Source organism: Streptomyces sp. NPDC007872 (genome assembly GCF_042868165.1).
In the GTDB taxonomy this organism is placed as follows: Bacteria; Actinomycetota; Actinomycetes; order Streptomycetales; family Streptomycetaceae; genus Streptomyces.
Window position 1 is genome coordinate 100,646 of the sequence record NZ_JBIAEA010000006.1, and the last position, 20,353, is coordinate 120,998.

Genomic DNA, 20,353 nt, shown 5'->3' on the forward strand with positions numbered 1-20,353 from the left:
GGTTACTTGGTCTCCTCGGTGCGCGCGGCGGGGGTGGTGGTGACGGCGGGCTCGGAGCCGCCCAGGAGCAGGTAGAGCACGGCCATGCGGACGGAGACGCCGTTGGCGACCTGCTCGACGACCGTGCAGCGGTCGGAGTCGGCGACCTCGGCGGTGATCTCCATGCCGCGGACCATGGGACCGGGGTGCATCACGATGGCGTGCTCGGGCATCCTCGCCATCCGCTCGCCGTCGAGGCCGTAGCGGCGCGAGTACTCGCGCTCGGTGGGGAAGAAGGCGGCGTTCATCCGCTCGCGCTGCACGCGCAGCATCATCACCGCGTCGGACTTCGGCAGCACGGCGTCGAGGTCGTAGGAGACCTCGCAGGGCCAGGTCTCGACGCCGACGGGGACCAGGGTGGGCGGGGCCACCAGGGTGACCTCGGCGCCGAGGGTGTGCAGCAGGTCGACGTTGGAGCGGGCGACCCGGCTGTGCAGGACGTCGCCGACGAGGGTGATCCGCTTGCCGGCGAGGTCCTGGCCGAGTCCGGTGTCGCGGCCGACGAGGCGGCGGCGCATGGTGAAGGCGTCCAGGAGGGCCTGGGTGGGGTGCTGGTGTGTGCCGTCGCCGGCGTTGACGACGGGGGCGTCGATCCAGCCGGAGGTGGCGAGGCGGTACGGGGCGCCGGAGGCGCCGTGCCGGATGACGACCGCGTCGACGCCCATGGCCTCCAGGGTCTGGGCGGTGTCCTTGAGGGACTCGCCCTTGGAGACGCTGGAGCCCTTGGCCGCGAAGTTGATGACGTCGGCGGAGAGGCGCTTCTCGGCGGCCTCGAAGGAGATCCGGGTCCGGGTGGAGTCCTCGAAGAAGAGGTTGCAGATGGTGCGGCCGCGCAGGGTCGGCAGCTTCTTGATGGGCCGGTCGGCCACCCGGGCCATCTCCTCGGCGGTGTCGAGGATCAGTACGGCGTCGTCGCGGGTGAGGTCGGCGGCCGAGATGAGGTGACGCATCATCGGGGTTTCTCTCCGTGGTGGGGAGGCGTGCGGGCGTGCGGGGGCAGGGGGGTGCCCCGGCCCCGGCGGGAAGCCGGTCCGGCTAGGAGGCGGGCTTGGAGCCGAGCAGGACGGTGTCGCGACCGTCTTCCTCGGCGAGCAGGACCTTGACCGTCTCCCGCAGCGACGTGGGGAGGTTCTTGCCGACGTAGTCGGCGCGGATGGGCAGCTCGCGGTGGCCGCGGTCGACGAGGACGGCGAGCTGGACGGCGCGGGGGCGGCCGATGTCGCCGAGGGCGTCGAGGGCGGCGCGGATGGTGCGGCCGGAGAAGAGGACGTCGTCGACGAGGACGACGAGGCGCCCGTCGATGCCGTCGGCGGGGATCTCGGTGCGGCCGATGGCGCGGGCCGGCTTCATCCGCAGGTCGTCCCGGTACATGGTGATGTCGAGGGAACCGACCGGGACCTTGGTGCCGGTGATGGAGGCGAGCTTCTCGGCGAGCCGGCGGGCGAGGAAGACGCCGCGGGTGGGAATGCCGAGGAGGACCACGTCGTCCGCGCCCTTGGCGCGCTCGACGATCTCGTGGGCGATGCGGGTGAGGACCCGCGCGATGTCGGGGCCTTCGAGAACGGGCCGCGCGTCGTCGCCGTACTGCTGCTGGGTGTCCAGCCGGGTGTCCATGGAAAACGGACCTCCTTCTCCGCCTCACGGGACGGCTCTTAAAGGACGTCGTACTTGCGCCCCCACCCTACCAGGGGTGGCGCGGCGCCCTCCGCACACCCCCGGCGCCCCTCCGGGCGCCGTCCCCCGGAGGGGGGCGGTACGGACCTTTCGGCTTGACGGGTAGGTGTAACGCTGCGTAACCTCACAGTGAGTTACCAGCCGCGCGGCGCAGCCGCATGTCGTCACAGCGTCCGGGAGCGTTATGTCCAGCGAATACGCAAAGCAGCTCGGGGCCAAACTCCGCGCCATCCGTACCCAGCAGGGTCTCTCGCTCCACGGGGTGGAGGAGAAGTCCCAGGGCCGCTGGAAGGCCGTGGTGGTCGGCTCGTACGAGCGGGGCGACCGCGCCGTGACCGTGCAGCGGCTTGCCGAGCTGGCGGACTTCTACGGCGTGCCGGTGCAGGAGCTCCTGCCGGGCACGACGCCGGGCGGGGCCGCCGAGCCGCCGCCGAAGCTGGTCCTGGACCTGGAGCGCCTGGCCCACGTCCCCCAGGAGAAGGCCGGCCCGCTCCAGCGCTACGCCGCGACGATCCAGTCGCAGCGCGGCGACTACAACGGCAAGGTGCTGTCGATCCGCCAGGACGACCTGCGCACCCTCGCCGTCATCTACGACCAGTCCCCCTCGGTCCTCACCGAGCAGCTCATCAGTTGGGGCGTGCTGGACGCGGACGCGCGCCGCGCGGTCGCCCACGAGGAGGGCTGACCCCTTCGGAGGGTTGAGCAGAAACGTACCGCCGGATCCGTGGACGTCGCCGACGTCCACGGATCTCGTGCTTTCCGGGCCCGTACGGGACGCTCCCGGGCCCGCGGAGGCTTCCGGGTCCTCGAATAGCCCCGGAGAGCCCGGGACCGACCGAAGGGGCCCGCGGCACCGAACGGTGCCGCGGGCCCCTTCGACCACCGGGTACGGGTGGGACTCAGACGTCCGCGTCCCTGCGCAGGCGCGGCTTCAGGTCCTTGAAGCGCGCCAGGAGGCCGTTGACGAAGGCCGGCGACTCGTCGGTGGAGAACTCCTTGGCGAGCTGCACCGCCTCGTCGATGACGACCGCGTCCGGCGTGCCGTCCTCCCAGATCAGCTCGTACGCGCCGAGGCGCACGATGTTCCGGTCGGCGACGGGCATCCGGTCGAGGTCCCAGTCCACCGCGTAGGTCGCGATGAGCTCGTCGATCCGCGCCACGTGGGACGCGTACCCCTCCACCAGTTGCATGGTGAACTCGTTGACCGGCGGCTGCCGGTCGTCCGAGCGCGCGTACCGGACCTGGTCCGCGAGGACCTCCTGCACGGAGGCGTCGCGCTGGTCGGCCTCGAAGAGGATCTGGAAGGCGCGCTTGCGGGCCTTGCTCCGAGCGGCCACGGTTAGTCGTTCACCCGGCCGAGGTAGTCGCTGGTGCGCGTGTCGACCTTGACCTTCTCACCGGTGGTGACGAAGAGCGGGACCTGGATCTCGTGGCCGGTCTCCAGCGTGGCGGGCTTGGTGCCGCCGGTGGAGCGGTCGCCCTGGACGCCCGGGTCGGTGTGCTGGATCGACAGGACGACGGCGGCGGGGAGCTCGACGTAGAGCACCGAGCCCTCGTGCTGGGCGACGGAGGCGGTGAAGCCCTCGACCAGGAAGTTCGCGGCGTCGCCGACGGCCTTGCGCTCGACCATCAACTGGTCGTACGTCTCCATGTCCATGAAGACGAAGTAGTCGCCGTCCATGTAGGAGAACTGCATGTCACGACGGTCGATGGTGGCCGTCTCGACCTTGACGCCCGCGTTGAAGGTCTTGTCGACGACCTTGCCGGACAGCACGTTCTTGAGCTTGGTGCGCACGAAGGCCGGGCCCTTGCCGGGCTTGACGTGCTGGAACTCGACGACGGACCAGAGCTGGCCGCCTTCGAGCTTGAGCACCATGCCGTTCTTGAGGTCGTTCGTGGAAGCCACGGTTGCGGAATCTCCTGGACTCTGGACTGACGTGGGACCGGGGAGGCGTGCGCGCCCTACAGCGCGAGCAGCTCCTTGGTCGTGATGGTGAGTAGCTCGGGTCCGCCGTCCGCCTCCTGGCGCACGACGAGCGTGTCATCGATCCGGACCCCGCCCCGGCCCGGGAGGTGGACCCCCGGTTCGACGGTGACCGGCACACAAGCGTCCAGTTTACCCATGGCCGAGGGTGACAACTGCGGGTCCTCGTCGATTTCGAGCCCCACGCCGTGCCCGGTGAGGGGGACGGCGGCCTCCGCGTGCCCCGCCGCCTTCAGGATCCGGCGGGCCGCCCGGTCCACGTCCCGGTACTCGGCGCCGGGCACGAGGGACTCCCGTCCGGCCCGCTGAGCGGCGAAGACGAGCTCGTACAGCTCGATCTGCCACGCGGCGGGGGTGGTGCCGATGACGAACGTGCGGCCGATCTCGCAGCGGTAGCCGCGGTAGTCGGCGCCGAGGCAGACGGAGAGGAAATCGCCCTCCTCGACCCGGCGGTCGGTGGGCCGGTGGCCCCGGCGGCCGGAGTGCGGCCCGGTCGCCACCGAGGTGGGGAAGGCGGCCCCGTCGGCGCCGTGGTCGACGAGCCGGCGCTCCAGCTCCAGGGCGAGGTGGCGTTCGGTCCGCCCCACCAGGATGGATTCGAGGAGCTCGCCGAGGGCCTGGTCGGCGATCTCGGCGGCGATCCGGAGGCAGGCGATCTCGTCCTCGTCCTTGACGATCCTGAGCTGCTCCACGGCGCAGTCGAGGTCGGTGAGGCGGGGTCCGGAGGCGACGGCCCCCATGGCCCGGTGCCGGGCCACCGTCAGGTGGTGCTCCTCGACGGCGAGCGCGTCGGCGCCCGTGCGGCGGGCGAGGCCGACGGCGGCGACGGCCGGATCCCCTCCCCCGGTGGGCAGGACCTGCTGCCGGAGCAGTTCGTCGAGCCGCCCGTCGGCCGGTTCGTCCCCGGGCGCGACGGGGCGGAGCAGGACGTCCGCCTCCGGTTCGGGACCGACGAGCAGGACGGCGCCCGGCGGGGAGCCGCCCGCGAGATAGCGGACGTTGGCGGGGCGGGAGACCAGGGCCGCCGGGCTGCCCGCGGCCGCGCACCGGTCGCGCAGCCGTACACGGCGGTCCGCATACACCTCTGACATGCTCCGAGCCTACGAGGAGCGGACCGCGACGGCCTGTTCGGAACGGCCGACCGGGCGCCCCGGAGCCCGCGACGGGCGCGGGCTCACCAACTGGGCGGGCTCGCGATCGCGCGGGCGAGGACGTCGTCCAGGACGCGGGCGGTGGTCTCGACGTCGTACGTGGAGTTGTCGATGATCGGCAGGCCCGAGCCGTACCAGCCGGCCATCCGGCCGTGGATGGCGGCGACCTCCTCGTCCGAGAGGCGCCGGTTGCCGCTGCGCTGGGCGTTGCGCTCCAGGACGACCTCCAGGCCGGGCAGGAGGACGACGGGCAGCAGACCGGGGCCGACGTGGCGCTTCCAGCCGCCGAGGCCGACGACGGGCCGGTCCGGGAAGACGGCGTCGTCGACGACGCAGGAGATGCCGTTGGCGAGGAAGTTGCGCGCGGCGAAGCCGCAGGTGCGGCGGGCGAGCCGGTACTGCGCCTCGGAGTGCTCGTTCCATCCGGACTGCGGGTCGGCGAAGCCGGAGCAGACCCATTCGCGGACGTCGTCGAGGCTGATGTGCGCGGTGGGCACGCGGCGGCGCTGCGCCCAGTGCCGGGCGACGGTCGTCTTGCCGGCCCCGGCGGGGCCGATGAGCAGCACGGCCAGGGTCGCGCCGCCGGTCCCGGCCCCGTGCTCCACGGGCGGCGCGAGGGGCGCGCCCACGGGCGGCAGCGGGACGTGCCCGGTGGGCTCGGCGCGGTGGGGCGGCGGGGCGACGGGGTACTGGGGGGCCGCGAGGGGCTGGGGCGCCGGGGCGTGCCCCGAGCCCTGGTGGCCGGGTGGGCCGCCGGGGGCGCTCACACCCCAGCCCTGTGCTCCCTGCCCCGCGGAAGACGACGGGGCCTGCGGGTGCGGAGGGGGCGGTGGCGGGCCCGGGTGCCGGGGCGCGGCCGTCCCGTGCGGGACGGCCGGATGGACGCCGAGGCGGGCACCGGCGCCCGGTCCCGCCCCCGGTGCCGGGTAGGAGGTGTCCGCCGGTCCGGGCGGCCGGCCGCCGTCTCCCGCCCCGGGAACGGGGCCGGGCGTCCCGCCCGGCCGCTCGTGCGGTGGCAGCGGACCCCCCACTGCGTGCTGCATCCGGTGCCACTCCGTCTCGTACGCCTGTTGTCGTCCGGGACCGGTCGTGTACCCGGACGGCGGAACGTTACCGCCCCCGGCCCCCACAGGGGGAACGGCCGGGGACGCTTCCCGGTGCCCCGTCAGTCGGACAGTTCCTCGGCGAGCGCCCGCAGCGCCAGCCGGTAGGAGCCGATGCCGAACCCGGCGACCGTTCCGGTGGCCACGGCCGCGATCACCGAGGTGTGCCGGAACTCCTCGCGGGCGTACGGGTTCGAGATGTGCACCTCGACGAGCGGCGCGGTCCGCTGGGCGGCGGCGTCCCTCATCCCGTACGAGTAGTGCGTGAACGCCCCGGGGTTGATGACCACCGGGACCGAGCCGTCGGCCGCCTCGTGGAGCCAGCGGATCATCTCGCCCTCGTCGTTGGTCTCCCGCACCTCGACGTCGAAGCCGAGCTCCGCGCCCAGGGCGCGGCAGGACTCGACGAGCCCCTTGTAGGAGGTGGCGCCGTAGATGTCGGGCTCGCGGGAGCCGAGGCGGCCCAGGTTGGGGCCGTTGAGCACCAGTACCGGACGCGGCCCGCTCACGCCGACACCTCGCCGTACGCCGCGATCAGGACGGCCGGGTCGGGGCCCTCCAGGACGGTGGGCTTGGCGAGTCCGTCGAGCACGATGAACCGCAGCAGGTCGCCGCGGGACTTCTTGTCGACCTTCATGGTCTCCAGGAGCTTGGGCCACTGGTCTCCGCGGTAGCTGAGCGGCAGGCCGACGGACTCCAGGATCGCGCGGTGCCGGTCGGCGGTGGCGTCGTCGAGGCGCCCGGCGAGGCGGCCGAGTTCGGCGGCGAAGACCATGCCGACGGAGACGGCGGCGCCGTGGCGCCACTTGTAGCGCTCGTTCTTCTCGATGGCGTGGGCGAGGGTGTGGCCGTAGTTGAGGATCTCGCGGCGGCCGGACTCCTTGAGGTCGCCGGAGACGACCTCGGCCTTGACCCTGATCGAGCGGACGAGCAGCTCGGCGGTGTGCGGTCCGGCCGGGGTGCGGGCGGCCTGCGGGTCCTCCTCGATGAGGTCGAGGATCACCGGGTCGACGATGAAGCCGGCCTTGATGATCTCCGCGAGGCCGCTGACGTAGTCGTGGACCGGGAGCGAGTCGAGGGCCGCGAGGTCGCAGAGGACCCCGGCGGGCGGGTGGAAGGCGCCGACGAGGTTCTTGCCCTCGGCGGTGTTGATGCCCGTCTTGCCGCCGACGGCCGCGTCGACCATCGCGAGGACGGTGGTCGGCACGGCGATCCAGCGCACGCCCCGCAGCCAGGTCGCGGCGACGAAGCCGGCCAGGTCGGTGGTGGCGCCGCCGCCGACGCCGACGACGACGTCGGTGCGGGTGAAGCCGGTCTGCCCCAGGGCCTTCCAGCAGTAGGCGGCGACCTCGGCGGTCTTGGCCTCCTCGGCGTTCGGCACCTGGATGGCGACCGCCTCGTAGCCCTGGTCCGCGAGGTCGGCGCGCAGCGCCTCGCCGGTGTCGGCGAGCGCCTCGGGGTGGATCACGGCCACCCGCTTGGCCCGGTCGCCGATCAGGGCGGGGAGCTCGCCGAGGAGCTGCCGGCCGACGAGCACCTCGTACGGATCCGTGCCCGCGCTGCCGGCCACGTGGATGCGGGTCACGTCCTGGTCCGTCGTCATGCGTCCTTCTCGATTTCCAGTGCCGAGAGGACCGCGTCCGCGACCTCTTCGGGGGTGCGGTCGTCGGTGGCGACGACGGCCCGGGCGACTTCGTTGTAGAGGTGGCGGCGCGCCTCCATCAGCTCGCGCCACTGGCGGCGCGGGTTGACGGCGAGCAGCGGTCGCGCGGTGTTGAGGCCGACGCGGCGGACCGCCTCCTCGACGTCCATGGAGAGGTACGCGACGGGCAGTCCGGCGAGCAGTCCGCGGGTGCCGACGTCGAGGACCGCGCCGCCGCCGAGGGCGAGGACGCCCTCGTGCTCGGCGACGGCCCGGGCGACGGCGGCCCGCTCCAGGGCGCGGAAGTGCTCCTCGCCGTCCTCGACGAAGATGTCGGAGATCTCGCGTCCCTCGGCGGCGACGATGTCGGCGTCGGTGTCCCGGTAGGGCGCGCCGAGGCGTTCGGCCAGGAGCGCGCCCACCGTGGACTTGCCGGAGCCCATCGGTCCGACGAGGACGACCAGGGGTCCGGCGGTCACCGGATGTGCAGGTTGTCGAGGTACGAGCGCACGTTGCGCCGGGTCTCGGGGACGCTGTCGCCGCCGAACTTCTCCAGGACGGCGTCCGCGAGGACGAGCGCGACCATGGCCTCGGCGACGATGCCGGCGGCGGGGACGGCGCAGACGTCGGAGCGCTGGTGGTGGGCGGCGGCCACCTCGCCGGTGGCGACGTCGACGGTGGCGAGGGCGCGCGGGACGGTCGCGATCGGCTTCATCGCGGCGCGGACGCGCAGCAGCTCGCCGGTGGTGAGGCCGCCCTCGGTGCCGCCGGAGCGGCCGGAGGAGCGCCTGATGCCCTCGTCGGTCCTGACGATCTCGTCGTGGGCCTTGGAGCCGGGCACGCGGGCGAGCTCGAAGCCGTCGCCGACCTCGACGCCCTTGATGGCCTGGATGCCCATGAGGGCGGCGGCGAGCCGGGCGTCGAGGCGCCGGTCCCAGTGGACGTGCGAGCCGAGGCCGACGGGCACGCCGTGGGCGAGGACCTCGACGACGCCGCCGAGGGTGTCGCCGTCCTTGTGGGCCTGGTCGATCTCGGCGACCATCGCCTTCGACGCGTCGGCGTCGAGGCAGCGGACCGGGTCGGCGTCGAGCTTCTCGACGTCGGCGGGGGTCGGGTAGACGCCGTACGGGGCCTTGGCGGCGGCGAGTTCGACCACGTGGGAGACGATCTCGATGCCGGCGGCCTCCTTGAGGAAGGAGCGGGCGACGGCGCCGAGGGCGACGCGGGCGGCGGTCTCGCGGGCGCTGGCGCGCTCCAGGATCGGCCGGGCCTCGTCGAAGCCGTACTTCTGCATGCCGGCGAGGTCGGCGTGGCCGGGGCGGGGCCGGGTCAGGGGCGCGTTGCGGCCCGTCTCCTTGAGCTCCGAGGGGTCGACCGGGTCGGCCGACATGACCTTCTCCCACTTGGGCCACTCGGTGTTGCCGACCATGACGGCGATCGGGGAGCCGAGGGAGAGTCCGTGCCGGACGCCGCCGAGGAAGGTGATCTCGTCCTGCTCGAACTTCATGCGGGCGCCGCGTCCGTAGCCGAGGCGCCGCCGCGCGAGGTGGTCCGCCACCAGCTCCGTGGTGACCGGGACACCGGCGGGCAGACCCTCAAGGGTCGCGACCAGCGCGGGTCCGTGGGATTCGCCGGCCGTCAGCCAACGCAACCTGCTCAACGATGCTCCTCATGCTCGCGCCTGGCACTGCGACGGCGCGCCCGGGTGCGCGGCCCTGGCCCGCCACCCCCGATCCTCCCACGTCCGGAGCGCCCCCTCGGACCCCCGTCCAGCTATCGGACGGGAGTCTCGGACTCCGGGACGGTTTCTCCGGCGTCCGGACCCGCGGACCGGTTCCGCAGCCAGGAGAGGAGGCCGTACACGGTCGCCGAGCCGCCGAGCCCGAGGACGGCGTACCGCGCCCACGCGGGCAGGTCGCTGAAGAACCCCACGTACAGAAAGCGTGCCAGGTCGAAGGCCGCGTCCCACTTGGACGCCAGCAGCGTGTCCCCGTTCATGTCCCCCCGTGTCCCCCTGGGGCGCCGGTCGGTCTCCGGCGCCGACGGGAGCCTACCGGGCGGCCAGCGCCCGCTCCCCCGCCGCCCTCATGGCCGCGAGCGGGGCGGGCGTGCGGCCCGTCATCAGCTCGACCTGGAGGACGGCCTGGTGGACGAGGAGGTCGAGGCCGCCGACGACCTTGCCGCCGCGGTCGGACCAGGCGGCGGCCAGCGGGGTCGGCCAGGGGTCGTAGAGGACGTCGAAGAGGGTGCCGACGGCGTCCGGGACGGCGGTGGCCAGCGCGTTCGTCGTGCCTGCGGGGGTGGTCGCGATCACCAGGGGGGTCTCGAAGGCCTCCGCCGCGCGCTCCCAGTCGGCGGTGCGCACGTCCACGCCGAGCCGCTCGCCCCAGCCGCGCATCTCCCCGGCCCGCGCCTCGCTCCGTACGTACGCGGTGACGGGACCGGCGCAGATGCGGGCGAGGGCGGCGAGGGCGGAGGAGGCGGTGGCGCCGGCGCCGAGGACGGCGGCGGCCTCCACCTTCTCGACGCCCCGCTCGCGCAGGGCGGCGATCATGCCGGGGACGTCGGTGTTGTCGCCGACCCGCCGCCCGTCCTCGTGGAGGACGACGGTGTTGACGGCCTCCACGGACGCGGCCGTGTCGCCGACCTCGTCGAGCAGCGGGATGACCACCCGTTTGAGCGGCATGGTCAGCGAGAGCCCGGCCCAACTGCCGTCCAGCCCGTCCACGAACCCCGGAAGGGCCGCCTCGTCGACCTCGAAGCGCTCGTACGACCAGTCGTGGAGGCCGAGTTCGGCGTACGCGGCGCGGTGCAGGACCGGGGAGAGGGAGTGGGCGACGGGCGATCCCAGGACCGCCGCGCGGCGCTGCTTGCTCACTGTCCCTGCTTCCGTTGCTTCTCGTACTCCGCGACGTTCCGGTTGTGCTCCTCGTTCGTCACGGAGAAGACGGTCTTGTCCTCGTTGATCGAGACGAAGTAGTACCACGGGCCGGCCGCGGGGCTGATCGCGGACTGGAGCGCCTCCATGCCGGGGTTGCTGATGGGCCCGGGGACGAGTCCGGTCACCTTGTACGTGTTGTACGGGTCGTCGATCTTGCGCATGTCCTCGACCGTGCCGACGTCGAGGGTGCTCTGTCCCTTGAGGTAGTTCACCGTCGAGTCGAACTCCAGGCGGCCCACGGTCTCCATGTTGCCGGGCTTGAGCCGGTTGTAGACCACCCGCGCGACCTTGTCGAAGTCGTGCTTGTACTTGCCCTCGACCTGCACGAGGCTCGCCACCGTCAGCAGTTCCCAGGGCCCCTTCAGGCCGACCGCCTTCGCCTTCCCGTCCAGGCCCAGCTTCCCGTACTCCTGGTTCGCGCGGGCCACCATCTTGCGCAGGGCGTCCTCGGGCTTGCTGCCCTTCGCGACCGGATAGCTCGCCGGGAAGAGGAATCCTTCCAGCGGGTCCTTGATGTCGGGGTGCTGCTTGGCCCAGTCGGGCAGGCCCAGGGAGTCCGCCTTCGCGAGCGCGACCTCCTTGGTGGTGCCGGGCTTGAGGTCCAGGCGCTGGTCGAGCGTCTCGTACACCCAGACGTTCCGCTTGCCCTCGGGGATGACGAGGTTGGCCTGGCTCGCCGGGTCGAGCATCAGGGTGACGGCGCTCTCCGCCGACATCTCCTTCTTCAGCGTGTAGACGCCGGCCTGGATCGAATTGCCCTTGGGGTTCTTGAGCTGCGCCGAGGTGAAGGCGTCGACGCTCTTGACGACGCCGGCCTTCTTGAGGATGTTGCCGATGTCGGAGCCGTACGACCCCTTCGGGATCTCGACCTGGACCTCGCCGCTGCCGCTTCCCGCGTAGTCCGGCACCTCGGCGAAGCGGCCCTGCCAGAACTGGTAGCCGAAGTAGCCGACGCCGCCGACGCCGCCGATCAGGACGACGGCGACGACCAGGCAGGCCACGCCGTTCTTGCCCTTGCGCTTCTTGTCCTTGCCGCGGCGGTCGCGGTCGTCGCCGCGGGAGCCCCGGCCGCGCGCCGGCTCCTCGCCGTACTCGTTGTCATAGTCGTCGTCACGGCCGTCGTCGCGGCCGTCTCTTCGGCCGCGCCCGGCGCCGCGGTCGTCCCCGCCGGTGAAGAAGGGGTGGTTCTCCTCCTCCGGTCCCGGACCGGGCTCCGGCTCGGGCCCCCGGCGCGGTTCCTCCTCCGGCGCCCAGTCGGTCACCGGCTCCGGCGGGTCCTGCCGGTGGCCGGGGGGCCGGGGCGGCGGGTAGGCCTCGGGCGTGCCGTACAGATCCGGGTTCTGGCCGCCGTACGGGTCGGCCGGGGGCGTGTTGTACGCCATCGCCGCCTGGCCGGACTCCCAGCTTCCGTCGTACTGCTGTCCGAGGTGCCCGGGCGTGTCGTAACCGCCCTGCTGCTCCGTCCCGTACTGCTGCCGGTACTGCTGGTGCTGGTCGTACGGCTGTTGCTGCTGGTACTGCGGCTGGTAGTGCTGCTGCTGGTACTGCGGATCGGCGTAGGCCTGCGGCTGGTGCTGCTGGTACGGGTCGCCCCCGTATCCCTGGCCGCCCTGCCCGTACGGGGCCTGGTGGCCGCCCTGCTCGTACTGGCTCGCCTGCTGCGGATGCGGATACTGCTGCCGGCCCTCCCACCCCTGGTCCCCGTAGAGCGGGTCCTCGGGGTGCCACGGTTCGGAGCCAGGGCCCCGGCCATACTCAGTCATCGATCCCCAAACAGCCGCGAGGCTTCCGGACGATCCGCCTCTACGTAGTGCGGCGGCTGTTCGAACACCGCCGCATCGCGCGGAACGTTACCGTATCGCGATCAGATGACCACTTCGACGCCCTCACCGGGAGGATTGCCCGATACCCGTTCGGACTCAAGGGCGTTCTGGAGGATGATCACGGCGGCGGCCTGGTCGATGACCGACCGGCCCTTCTTCGACTTCACCCCGGAGGCCCGCAGGCCCTGGGTGGCGGTGACCGTCGTCATCCGCTCGTCGACCAGCCGGACCGGCACGGGGGCGATGCCCTTGGCCATCTCCCGGGCGAAGGCGCGGACCTTGGTCGCGGCCGGGCCCTCCCGCCCGCTGAGCGAGCGGGGCAGGCCCACGACGACCTCGATCGGCTCGTACTCCTCGACGATCTGGCGGAGGCGCCGGTGGGCGGCCGGGACGTCGCGTCCCGGCACGGTCTCCACCGGCGTGGCGAGGACCCCGTCGGGGTCGCACGAGGCGACCCCGATCCGGGCGTCCCCGACGTCCACCGCGACGCGGCGGCCGCGGCGCATCGTCACGCCGTCTCCACCACGAGGCGCTCGACGGCGGCGATGGCCTCGCCTACGGCCTCCGGGTTCTGGCCGCCGCCCTGGGCGACGTCCGGCTTGCCGCCGCCACCGCCGCCGAGGGTCTTGGCGGCGGTGCGGACCAGCTCGCCGGCCTTGAGGCCGCGCTCGCGGGCGGCCTCGTTGGTGGCGATGACCGTCAGCGGCTTGCCGTTGACCGTGGTGAACAGGGCGACGACGGCCGGGCGGCCGCCGGAGATGCGGCCGCGCACGTCGAGGACCAGCTTGCGCAGGTCGTCGGCGGTGGTGCCGTCCGGGACCTGGCCGGTGACCAGGGCGACGCCGCGGACGTCGCGGGCGGAGTCGACGAGGCCGGCGGCGGCCTGGAGGACCTTCTCCGCGCGGAACTTCTCGATCTCCTTCTCGGCGTCCTTCAGCTTGCCGAGCATGGCGGAGATCTTCTCCGGCAGCTCCTCGGGGCGGCCCTTGACCAGCTCCTGGAGCTGGGCGACGACCGTGTGCTCCTTGGCGAGGAAGTTGTACGCGTCGACGCCGACGAGGGCCTCGATGCGGCGCACGCCGGAGCCGATGGAGGACTCGCCGAGCAGCTTCACCAGGCCGAGCTGGGCGGTGTTGTGGACGTGGGTGCCGCCGCACAGCTCCTTGGAGAAGTCGCCGATGGTGACGACGCGGACCTGCTCGCCGTACTTCTCGCCGAACTCGGCGATGGCGCCCTGGCGCTTGGCCTCGTCGATCGGCATGACCTCGGCGTGCACCTCCAGCTCGCGCGAGAGGACCTCGTTGATCTTCTGCTCGACGTCGGTGAGGACGGCGCCGGGAACGGCGTTCGGCGAGCCGAAGTCGAAGCGGAAGCGGCCGGGCTGGTTCTCGGAACCGGCCTGGGCGGCCGTCGGGCCGAGGGCGTCGCGCAGGGCCTGGTGGGTGAGGTGGGTGGCCGAGTGGGCGCGGGCGATGGCCCGGCGGCGGCGCACGTCGATGGCGGCGTAGGCGGTGGCGCCCACGGTCACCTCGCCGACCTGCACGGAGCCCTTGTGCACCGAGACGCCGGGCACCGGCTGCTGCACGTCGCGGATGTCGATGACGGCGCCGCTGTGCAGCTTGATGCGGCCCTGGTCGGCGATCTGGCCGCCGCCCTCGGCGTAGAACGGGGTGCGGTCGAGGACGACCTCGACCTCGTCGCCCTCGGTGGCGGCCGGCGAGGGGACGCCGTTGACGAGGAGGCCGACGACCGTGGTCTCGCCCTCGGTGTTGGTGTACCCGGTGAACCGGGTGGCGCCGCTGGTGTCGGCGATCTCCCGGTACGCGGTCATGTCGGCGTGGCCGGTCTTCTTGGCCTTGGCGTCGGCCTTGGCCCGGTCCCGCTGTTCCTTCATCAGGCGGCGGAAGCCGTTCTCGTCCACGGAGAGGCCCTGCTCGGCGGCCATCTCCAGGGTGAGGTCGATCGGGAAGCCCCAGGTGTCGTGGAGCAGGAACGCCTTGTCGCCGGAGAGGACCGTGCCGCCGGAGGCCTTGGTCTCGGTGACGGCGGTGTCGAGGATGTTGGTGCCGCCCTTGAGGGCCTTCAGGAAGGCGGCCTCTTCGGCGAGGGCGACGGTCTCGATGCGCTTGCGGTCGGTGACCAGCTCGGGGTACTGCTCGCCCATCGTCTCGATCACGGTGTCGACGAGGTCCTGGACGACCGGGCCGGTGGCGCCGAGCAGGCGCATGTTGCGGACGGCGCGGCGCATGATGCGGCGCAGCACGTAGCCGCGGCCCTCGTTGCCGGGGGTGACGCCGTCGCCGATGAGCATGACGGAGGTGCGCATGTGGTCGGCGACCACGCGGAGCGAGACGTCGCTCTCGTGGCTGCTGCCGTACTGGACGCCGGTCAGCTCGGTGGCCTTGTCGATGACGACCTTGAGGGTGTCCGTCTCGTACATGTTCTGGACGCCCTGGAGGATCATCGCCAGGCGCTCCAGGCCGAGGCCCGTGTCGATGTTCTTGGCGGGCAGGTCGCCGAGGATCGGGAAGTCGTCCTTGCCGGAGCCCTCGCCGCGCTCGTACTGCATGAAGACGAGGTTCCAGATCTCCACGTACCGCTCGTCGTTGACGGCCGGGCCGCCCTCGACGCCGAACTCGGGGCCGCGGTCGTAGTTGATCTCGGAACAGGGGCCGCAGGGGCCGGGCACGCCCATGGACCAGAAGTTGGGGCCCATGCCGAGGCGCTGGATGCGCTCGGCGGGGACGCCGACGACGTCGCGCCAGATGCGCTCGGCCTCGTCGTCCTGCTCGTAGACGGTGATCCAGAGCTTCTCCGGCTCAAGCCCGTAGCCGCCGTGCTCCACCGGGGTGGTCAGCAGCTCCCAGGCGAGCTTGATGGCGCCTTCCTTGAAGTAGTCGCCGAAGGAGAAGTTGCCGCACATCTGGAAGAACGTGCCGTGGCGGGTGGTCTTGCCGACCTCTTCGATGTCGGGGGTGCGCACGCACTTCTGCACGCTGGAGGCGCGCGAGAAGGGCGGCTTGACCTCGCCCAGGAAGTAGGGCTTGAAGGGCACCATGCCGGCGGGGACGAGGAGCAGAGTCGGGTCGTCCGCGATGAGCGACGCCGAAGGGACGACGGTGTGCCCGCGCTCCTCGAAGAAGCTCAGCCAGCGGCGGCGGATTTCAGCCGACTCCATCAGTGGTCCTCATTCCGGTTGTACGAACGCGTAGGCGGGGTGACGTAGGAAGGTGTGGCGGGACCGAGCTCGGTCCTGCGGCGGGGCTCCGGAAGCTCCCGGCCCTGTGCGGCGGCCGGGTCGGCGGGGGCGTCGAGTCCGAGCGCCTCCCCCAGTTCGGCCTCCCGCTGGACCATGCCCGCCCTCACGTCGAGGGCGAAGTCCTTGAGCCGGTGGCCGGCTTCGACGGCCTTGTTCGCGGCCTGGGCCGCGAGGCTCTCGGGGGTCAACTGCTTCAGCTTCCGGTTGACCTTGCTGGTGGCCCACACGCCGGCGGCTGCGCCGGCCGTGAACCAGAACGTGCGGCGGAACATCGCGGCTCAGCCCTTCTGCTTCCGCCGTCGCGCGGACGGCACGGTACGGCCGACGATCACAGTGCGGCGCCCGGAGGCGCGCGGCGCCTCCTCCCCGTCCCGGCTCCGGCCGAGCGCCCGGCGCACGCCGTAGCCGAAGGCGGCCACCTTGACGAGCGGGCCGCCGAAGGTGGAGGCGACGGTGGTGGAGAGCGCGGAGGCGTTGGAGGTGACCTCCTGGACGTCCGAGGCGATGGCGTCGACCCGGTCGAGCTGGGTCTGCGCCGAGCGCACGGTCGCGGAGGCCTCGGCGAGCAGGGGAACGGCCTGCTCCGTCACGTCCGCCACGAGCTTGGTGGTCGCCCTGAGCGTCTGCGCCAGTCTCGCCAGCGCCACGGCGAGGAAGGAGACGAGGATCGCCCAGAAGACGGCCACCAGGATCCCGGCAACCTCTCCACCGGTCACGCTGCACCGCTCTCTGCTGTCGTTGGGCCTTGTGAAAAGTCGTCCCCCGACCCTATCGCGCCCGGGCCGTCGCGCCGTACCGCATTACCGTGCGCGAGGCCCCTGTCACAAGATCCGGTTGTACGCGGTGCGCGCGGGTGAGTACGCTCCGTGTCCCATGCGACGGAGCAATCTCCCGGCGGAGCTGAACCGGTTCGTCGGACGGGCCGCCGAGCAGGCCGCACTGGCGGCGCTCCTCGGGACGTCCCGCCTGGTCACGGTCGTGGGTGTGGGCGGGGTCGGCAAGACGCGGCTCGCGCTGCGAACGGCCGCGGGGGCGCAGAAACGCTACGGCGACGGGGTGCGGCTGGCCGATCTGGCGCCGCTGCGCGATCCGGACCTGGTGGCGCACGCCCTGGCCGAGGCGCTCGGCCTCACGGACCACACGCCGAGGCCGCCGCGCGAGGCCCTGGTGGAGCACCTCGCGGAGCGGCACGTCCTGCTGGTGCTCGACGGCTTCGAGCACCTGGTGGAGAGCTGTGCCCCGCTGGTGCGGGAGCTGCTCGCGCACGCGCCCGGGCTCACCGTCCTCGCGGCCGGGCGCAGGCCCCTGCGGGTGGCGGGCGAGACGGTGTTCCCGCTGGCGCCGATGGGCGAGGCGGACGCGGTGGCGCTCCTCGCGGAACGGGCGGCGGAGGCGGGCGCGGCACTCCCGGAGGGCGCGCCGACGTACGCGGGCGGCGCGGGCGCGGTCACGGGCTCCGGCCCCGCGCTCCCCGAAGCACCCGCGGCTCCCGGAGCACCCGCGGTCGCCGAGGCACTCGCGGTCCCTGAAGCGCCCGCGGCACCCCCGGCGACCGAGGCAACCAAGGCGACCGAAGTGCCCGAAGTCGTACGGGAGTTGTGCCGGCGGCTCGACGGGATTCCGCTCGCCCTCGAACTGGCCGCCGGGCGGCTGCCCCTGCTCTCCCCCGAGCAGATGCTGCACCGGCTCGACGACCGCTTCCGGCTGCTCGCGGACGGCGAGCGCGGGGCGCTCCCCCGCCACCGGGCGCTGCGGACGGCGATCGGCTGGAGCCACGAGCTGTGCACGCCGAGGGAGCGGCTGCTGTGGGCGCGGCTCTCGGTGTTCGCCGGGCCCTTCGACCTGGAGGCGGTGGAGTACGTGTGCGGGGGCCGCGAGCTGCCGTCGGAGCGGATCCTGGACCTGCTGGGCGGACTGCTCGCGCAGTCGCTCGTCTCGCGGGAGGACACGCCGGCGGGCCCCGCCTACCGGATGCTGGGCACGGTCGCCGCGTACGGGGCGGAGTGGCTGGCGGCGCTCGGCGACACGGAGCGGATGCGGCGCCGGCACCGCGACTGGTACATGGGCCTGGCCACCTGGTGCGAGCTGGAGTGGTTCAGTCCGCGCCAGGCGGAGGTGGCGGCGCGCACGGACGGGGCGCTGCCCAATCTGCGGGCCGCCCTGGAGCTGTGCCTGGAGCTGCCGGAGGACGCGCACCTCGCCCAGCACCTGGCGGGCACGCTCTGGTTCGCCTGGGCGGGCTGCGGGCGCCTCTCGGAGGGCCGGTACTGGCTGGACCGGGCGCTCGCGCTCGCATCCGGACACCAGGAGGCGCGGTTGAAGGCGCTGTGGGTGCTCGGGTACGTGGCGGTCCTCCAGGGGGACGGCACGGCGGCGGTGGCGGCGCTCCACGAGTGCGGGGAGCGGGCCAGGTCCTCGGGGAACGCGCTGGCGGAGGCGTACGCGACGCACCGGATGGGCTGTCTGGCGCTGCTCACGGACGACACGGCGCGGGCGGAGGAGCTGATCGGGCGGGCGCTCGACTCCTACCGGGAGCTGGGCGAGCTGAACAGCAACGTGCTGATGGGCCAGGTCGAGGTGGCGATGGCGCGGGCCTTCCGGGGCGATCTGGAGGGGGCGGTCGCCCTCTGCCGGGAGGTCCGGGAGGTCTGCGAGGAGCGCGGGGAGCTGTGGACGCGGGCGTACGCGCTCTACGTCCTGGCGTACGCGGCGTGGACCCGGGGCGCGTACGGGGAGGCGCGGGAGCTGCTGACCTCGTGCGTCTCGATCAACCACGCCTTCCACGACCTGGTGGGGCTGGTCCTGGCGGTCGAGCTGCTCGCGCTCGTGACGGCGAGCGAGGGGGATCCGGTGGAGGCGGCGGTGCTCCAGGGGGCGGCGGTGCCGATGTGGGACACGGTGGGCGTCCGGCTCTTCGGCTCGGAGTCGTTCGGCGGCCCGAGGGAGCTGTGCGAGGGGCGGGCGCGCGAGGCACTGGGCGCGCGGGCGTACGAGGAGGCGTTCCGGGAGGGCCGGGGGCTCTCGCCGGACGCGGTGGTGGAGCGTGCGCTCGCCGGGCGCCGGGATCCGGCCGCGGGCGGTCCCGCGGCGCCGCGCCCGTTCCGTACGGACCGGTCGGCGGAGGTCCCGGGAACGCGGAAGCCCGCCGGCTCCCCCACCGGAAAGGGCGGGGAGGCGGCGGGCTGAACACCGCGCGGGTGGTACTGCGCCTGCGTCAGCGGGCGTAGTACTCGACGACGAGCTGCTCGTCGCAGATGACCGGGATCTCCTTGCGGTTCGGGTCGCGGTCGAGGCGGAACGCCAGCGCCTTCAGGTTGACCTGGAGGTAGCGGGGGGTCTCGCCGTCGGCGGCGAAGCCACCCTCACGGGCGACCTCGAACAGCGGCTTGGTGCGGCTGCGCTCGCGGACCATGACGACGTCGTCCGGACGGACGCGGAAGGACGGCTTGTCGACCTTCTGGCCGTTGACCTGGATGTGGCCGTGGACGACCATCTGGCGGGCCTGGTAGATGGTGCGGGCGATGCCCGAACGCAGGACCAGGGCGTCGAGGCGACGCTCGAGCTCGACGACCAGCGCCTCGCCCGTCTTGCCCTCGGCCTTCTTGGCGCGGTCGTAGGCGCGGGCCATCTGGCGCTCGCTGATGTCGTACTGCGCGCGCAGACGCTGCTTCTCGAGCAGACGGACCTTGTAGTCCGAGTTCTGCTTGCGACCACGGCCGTGCTCGCCCGGCGGGTACGGGCGGGCCTCGAAGTACTTGACGGCCTTCGGCGTCAGCGCGATACCGAGCGCACGGGACTTCTTGACCTTGGGACGCGACTGGTTAGGCACGTTCTCCAGACCTCCGTTGTAGGTTAGGTTAGGCTCACCTTACTCAAGGAGATCGCATGTCTCGCCCGGGGAACACCACACGCATCACGGACGGCAACACAAAGAACGATGCCCCATCCATGAATGAAGCCCTGGATGGCATCGATACGACGGAGGTCCGATCAGCTCATGGTCAGCCGCGTCCCAGCGGACTTGAAATCGCACGGATGCCGTCAGCAGCCGAGCGCACACGAACTCTCGTACAGAGTACATGCTCCGGCGTCCTGCTGATTCCGGGGGCCGAGGGGCACCGGCCCGAGCAGCTCGCGCCCGAGGCGCGGGCCGTGGGGCCCGACGGTGAGATCTTCCTGCTCTACGCCGCCGACGCCCCGCCCGTACGGGCCGCCACGCACGCCCAGGACGACGAGCTGCCGGTCGTCCTGGAGCTCACGGACGTGGCCCCCGTCTCCGTCCCCCACCGCATCCGGGGCCGCGCCTGGGTCTCCGGCTGGCTCACCTGCCTGCCCGGCGTCGCCGAGAAGGGCCTCATGATGCTGCGCCTGGAGGTCGGGGAGGCGCGCGTGGACGACCTGTGGGGCACCGCCGGGATCGACGCGGAGGAGTTCGCCGCCGCCGCGCCCGACCCGCTGCACGCCCACGAGACGGAGCTGCTCCAGCACCTGGCGGCGGCCCACGGCGACCGGCTGCGGGAGCTGACCTCGCTGCTCGGCGAGCGCTCGGCCGCCCTCGTCCCCACCCGGGACGTGGCCCCGCTCGCCCTCGACCGCTTCGGCCTGCGGGTCCGCTTCAGCGCGGGCCCCGGGGACTGCTTCGACGCCCGCTTCGACTTCCCCGAGCCGGTGCGGGAGGTCTCGGAGCTGCGCCGCGAGATGCACCGGCTCTTCGAGGCCGCCCGCGCCTGAGCGCGC

Annotated in this window: 21 protein-coding genes; 3 read left to right on the plus strand and 18 right to left on the minus strand. The window is 72.8% G+C overall.

Going from position 1 to position 20,353, the window contains the following annotated elements:
* Positions 1–2 precede the first annotated feature (2 nt).
* Both ACFYNX_RS22295 and pyrR read right to left on the minus strand, forming a co-directional pair.
* The gene (locus ACFYNX_RS22295; RefSeq protein WP_388663552.1) at positions 3–992 is read right to left on the minus strand and encodes an aspartate carbamoyltransferase catalytic subunit; all 990 of its coding nucleotides are present in this window, start codon (positions 990–992) and stop codon (positions 3–5) included.
* Positions 993–1,074: 82 nt separating this feature from the next.
* The gene (gene pyrR, locus ACFYNX_RS22300; protein ID WP_125667162.1) at positions 1,075–1,653 is read right to left on the minus strand and encodes a bifunctional pyr operon transcriptional regulator/uracil phosphoribosyltransferase PyrR; all 579 of its coding nucleotides are present in this window, start codon (positions 1,651–1,653) and stop codon (positions 1,075–1,077) included.
* A gap of 244 nt (positions 1,654–1,897) precedes the next feature.
* Here pyrR and bldD point away from each other — a divergent pair, with 244 nt between their 5' ends.
* Complete coding sequence (gene bldD, locus ACFYNX_RS22305) at positions 1,898–2,398, plus strand: transcriptional regulator BldD (RefSeq protein ID WP_030355502.1); 501 nt, start codon at positions 1,898–1,900, stop codon at positions 2,396–2,398.
* Between the two features lie 214 nt (positions 2,399–2,612).
* Here the strand turns inward: bldD and nusB are convergent, their stop codons facing one another.
* The 15 genes from nusB to ACFYNX_RS22380 form a co-directional block, all read right to left on the minus strand.
* Positions 2,613–3,050, minus strand: a complete 438-nt coding sequence (nusB, locus tag ACFYNX_RS22310) for a transcription antitermination factor NusB (RefSeq protein ID WP_365539888.1) — start codon at positions 3,048–3,050, stop codon at positions 2,613–2,615.
* Between the two features lie 2 nt (positions 3,051–3,052).
* Complete coding sequence (gene efp / locus ACFYNX_RS22315) at positions 3,053–3,619, minus strand: elongation factor P (protein WP_125667160.1); 567 nt, start codon at positions 3,617–3,619, stop codon at positions 3,053–3,055.
* Between the two features lie 56 nt (positions 3,620–3,675).
* Positions 3,676–4,788, minus strand: a complete 1,113-nt coding sequence (locus ACFYNX_RS22320) for an aminopeptidase P family protein (RefSeq protein ID WP_365539889.1) — start codon at positions 4,786–4,788, stop codon at positions 3,676–3,678.
* 83 nt (positions 4,789–4,871) lie between these two features.
* Positions 4,872–5,891: an AAA family ATPase gene (locus ACFYNX_RS22325; protein WP_388663555.1), complete on the minus strand. Its 1,020-nt coding sequence runs from the start codon at positions 5,889–5,891 to the stop codon at positions 4,872–4,874.
* A gap of 122 nt (positions 5,892–6,013) precedes the next feature.
* On the minus strand, positions 6,014–6,460 hold the full coding sequence (gene aroQ / locus ACFYNX_RS22330) for a type II 3-dehydroquinate dehydratase (RefSeq protein ID WP_125659694.1): 447 nt from the start codon (positions 6,458–6,460) through the stop codon (positions 6,014–6,016).
* Complete coding sequence (gene aroB / locus ACFYNX_RS22335) at positions 6,457–7,554, minus strand: 3-dehydroquinate synthase (RefSeq protein WP_125659690.1); 1,098 nt, start codon at positions 7,552–7,554, stop codon at positions 6,457–6,459. The genes aroQ and aroB overlap by 4 nt, the downstream gene beginning before the upstream one ends.
* Positions 7,551–8,072, minus strand: coding sequence for a shikimate kinase (locus ACFYNX_RS22340; protein WP_388663558.1), 522 nt, complete (start codon positions 8,070–8,072; stop codon positions 7,551–7,553). The genes aroB and ACFYNX_RS22340 overlap by 4 nt, the downstream gene beginning before the upstream one ends.
* A complete protein-coding gene (aroC, locus tag ACFYNX_RS22345; protein WP_388663560.1) occupies positions 8,069–9,253 on the minus strand; it encodes a chorismate synthase in 1,185 nt (394 codons plus the stop codon). Before aroC ends, ACFYNX_RS22340 begins: the two co-directional genes overlap by 4 nt.
* A 113-nt stretch (positions 9,254–9,366) precedes the next feature.
* A complete protein-coding gene (locus ACFYNX_RS22350; protein WP_388663563.1) occupies positions 9,367–9,591 on the minus strand; it encodes a hypothetical protein in 225 nt (74 codons plus the stop codon).
* Positions 9,592–9,643: 52 nt separating this feature from the next.
* Positions 9,644–10,471: a shikimate dehydrogenase gene (locus ACFYNX_RS22355; protein WP_388663565.1), complete on the minus strand. Its 828-nt coding sequence runs from the start codon at positions 10,469–10,471 to the stop codon at positions 9,644–9,646.
* The gene (mltG, locus tag ACFYNX_RS22360; RefSeq protein ID WP_388663567.1) at positions 10,468–12,297 is read right to left on the minus strand and encodes an endolytic transglycosylase MltG; all 1,830 of its coding nucleotides are present in this window, start codon (positions 12,295–12,297) and stop codon (positions 10,468–10,470) included. The genes ACFYNX_RS22355 and mltG overlap by 4 nt, the downstream gene beginning before the upstream one ends.
* Before the next feature lie 101 nt (positions 12,298–12,398).
* Entirely contained in the window at positions 12,399–12,863 is a 465-nt protein-coding gene (gene ruvX, locus ACFYNX_RS22365; RefSeq protein ID WP_356549011.1) for a Holliday junction resolvase RuvX, read from the minus strand.
* A gap of 2 nt (positions 12,864–12,865) precedes the next feature.
* On the minus strand, positions 12,866–15,535 hold the full coding sequence (gene alaS, locus ACFYNX_RS22370) for an alanine--tRNA ligase (protein WP_365539896.1): 2,670 nt from the start codon (positions 15,533–15,535) through the stop codon (positions 12,866–12,868).
* Positions 15,535–15,888 carry a hypothetical protein gene (locus ACFYNX_RS22375; RefSeq protein WP_125659669.1) on the minus strand — a complete coding sequence of 118 codons (354 nt, stop codon included), beginning with the start codon at positions 15,886–15,888 and terminating at the stop codon, positions 15,535–15,537. The genes alaS and ACFYNX_RS22375 overlap by 1 nt, the downstream gene beginning before the upstream one ends.
* Positions 15,889–15,894: 6 nt before the next feature.
* A complete protein-coding gene (locus ACFYNX_RS22380; protein WP_365539897.1) occupies positions 15,895–16,332 on the minus strand; it encodes a DUF948 domain-containing protein in 438 nt (145 codons plus the stop codon).
* Between the two features lie 157 nt (positions 16,333–16,489).
* Here ACFYNX_RS22380 and ACFYNX_RS22385 point away from each other — a divergent pair, with 157 nt between their 5' ends.
* The gene (locus tag ACFYNX_RS22385; protein ID WP_388663570.1) at positions 16,490–18,802 is read left to right on the plus strand and encodes an ATP-binding protein; all 2,313 of its coding nucleotides are present in this window, start codon (positions 16,490–16,492) and stop codon (positions 18,800–18,802) included.
* 28 nt (positions 18,803–18,830) lie between these two features.
* Here ACFYNX_RS22385 and rpsD read toward each other — a convergent pair whose 3' ends face one another.
* Positions 18,831–19,445 (minus strand): 30S ribosomal protein S4, encoded by a 615-nt coding sequence (gene rpsD / locus ACFYNX_RS22390; RefSeq protein ID WP_030214918.1) that lies wholly within the window; start codon positions 19,443–19,445, stop codon positions 18,831–18,833.
* 206 nt (positions 19,446–19,651) lie between these two features.
* Here rpsD and ACFYNX_RS22395 point away from each other — a divergent pair, with 206 nt between their 5' ends.
* Positions 19,652–20,347, plus strand: coding sequence for a DUF2470 domain-containing protein (locus ACFYNX_RS22395; RefSeq protein WP_365539899.1), 696 nt, complete (start codon positions 19,652–19,654; stop codon positions 20,345–20,347).
* Positions 20,348–20,353 lie beyond the last annotated feature (6 nt).

Excerpts from the sequence above, each read along its gene's own strand:
- ACFYNX_RS22295 (WP_388663552.1), bottom strand. The coding sequence starts at position 992 with ATGATGCGTCACCTCATCTCGGCCGCCGACCTCACCCGCGACGACGCC.
- pyrR (WP_125667162.1), bottom strand. The coding sequence starts at position 1,653 with ATGGACACCCGGCTGGACACCCAGCAGCAGTACGGCGACGACGCGCGG.
- bldD (WP_030355502.1), top strand. The coding sequence starts at position 1,898 with ATGTCCAGCGAATACGCAAAGCAGCTCGGGGCCAAACTCCGCGCCATC.
- ACFYNX_RS22320 (WP_365539889.1), bottom strand. The coding sequence starts at position 4,788 with ATGTCAGAGGTGTATGCGGACCGCCGTGTACGGCTGCGCGACCGGTGC.
- ACFYNX_RS22325 (WP_388663555.1), bottom strand. The coding sequence starts at position 5,891 with ATGCAGCACGCAGTGGGGGGTCCGCTGCCACCGCACGAGCGGCCGGGC.
- aroB (WP_125659690.1), bottom strand. The coding sequence starts at position 7,554 with ATGACGACGGACCAGGACGTGACCCGCATCCACGTGGCCGGCAGCGCG.
- ACFYNX_RS22350 (WP_388663563.1), bottom strand. The coding sequence starts at position 9,591 with ATGAACGGGGACACGCTGCTGGCGTCCAAGTGGGACGCGGCCTTCGAC.
- mltG (WP_388663567.1), bottom strand. The coding sequence starts at position 12,297 with ATGACTGAGTATGGCCGGGGCCCTGGCTCCGAACCGTGGCACCCCGAG.
- ruvX (WP_356549011.1), bottom strand. The coding sequence starts at position 12,863 with ATGCGCCGCGGCCGCCGCGTCGCGGTGGACGTCGGGGACGCCCGGATC.
- alaS (WP_365539896.1), bottom strand. The coding sequence starts at position 15,535 with ATGGAGTCGGCTGAAATCCGCCGCCGCTGGCTGAGCTTCTTCGAGGAG.
- ACFYNX_RS22375 (WP_125659669.1), bottom strand. The coding sequence starts at position 15,888 with ATGTTCCGCCGCACGTTCTGGTTCACGGCCGGCGCAGCCGCCGGCGTG.
- ACFYNX_RS22385 (WP_388663570.1), top strand. The coding sequence starts at position 16,490 with ATGCGACGGAGCAATCTCCCGGCGGAGCTGAACCGGTTCGTCGGACGG.
- ACFYNX_RS22395 (WP_365539899.1), top strand. The coding sequence starts at position 19,652 with ATGCCGTCAGCAGCCGAGCGCACACGAACTCTCGTACAGAGTACATGC.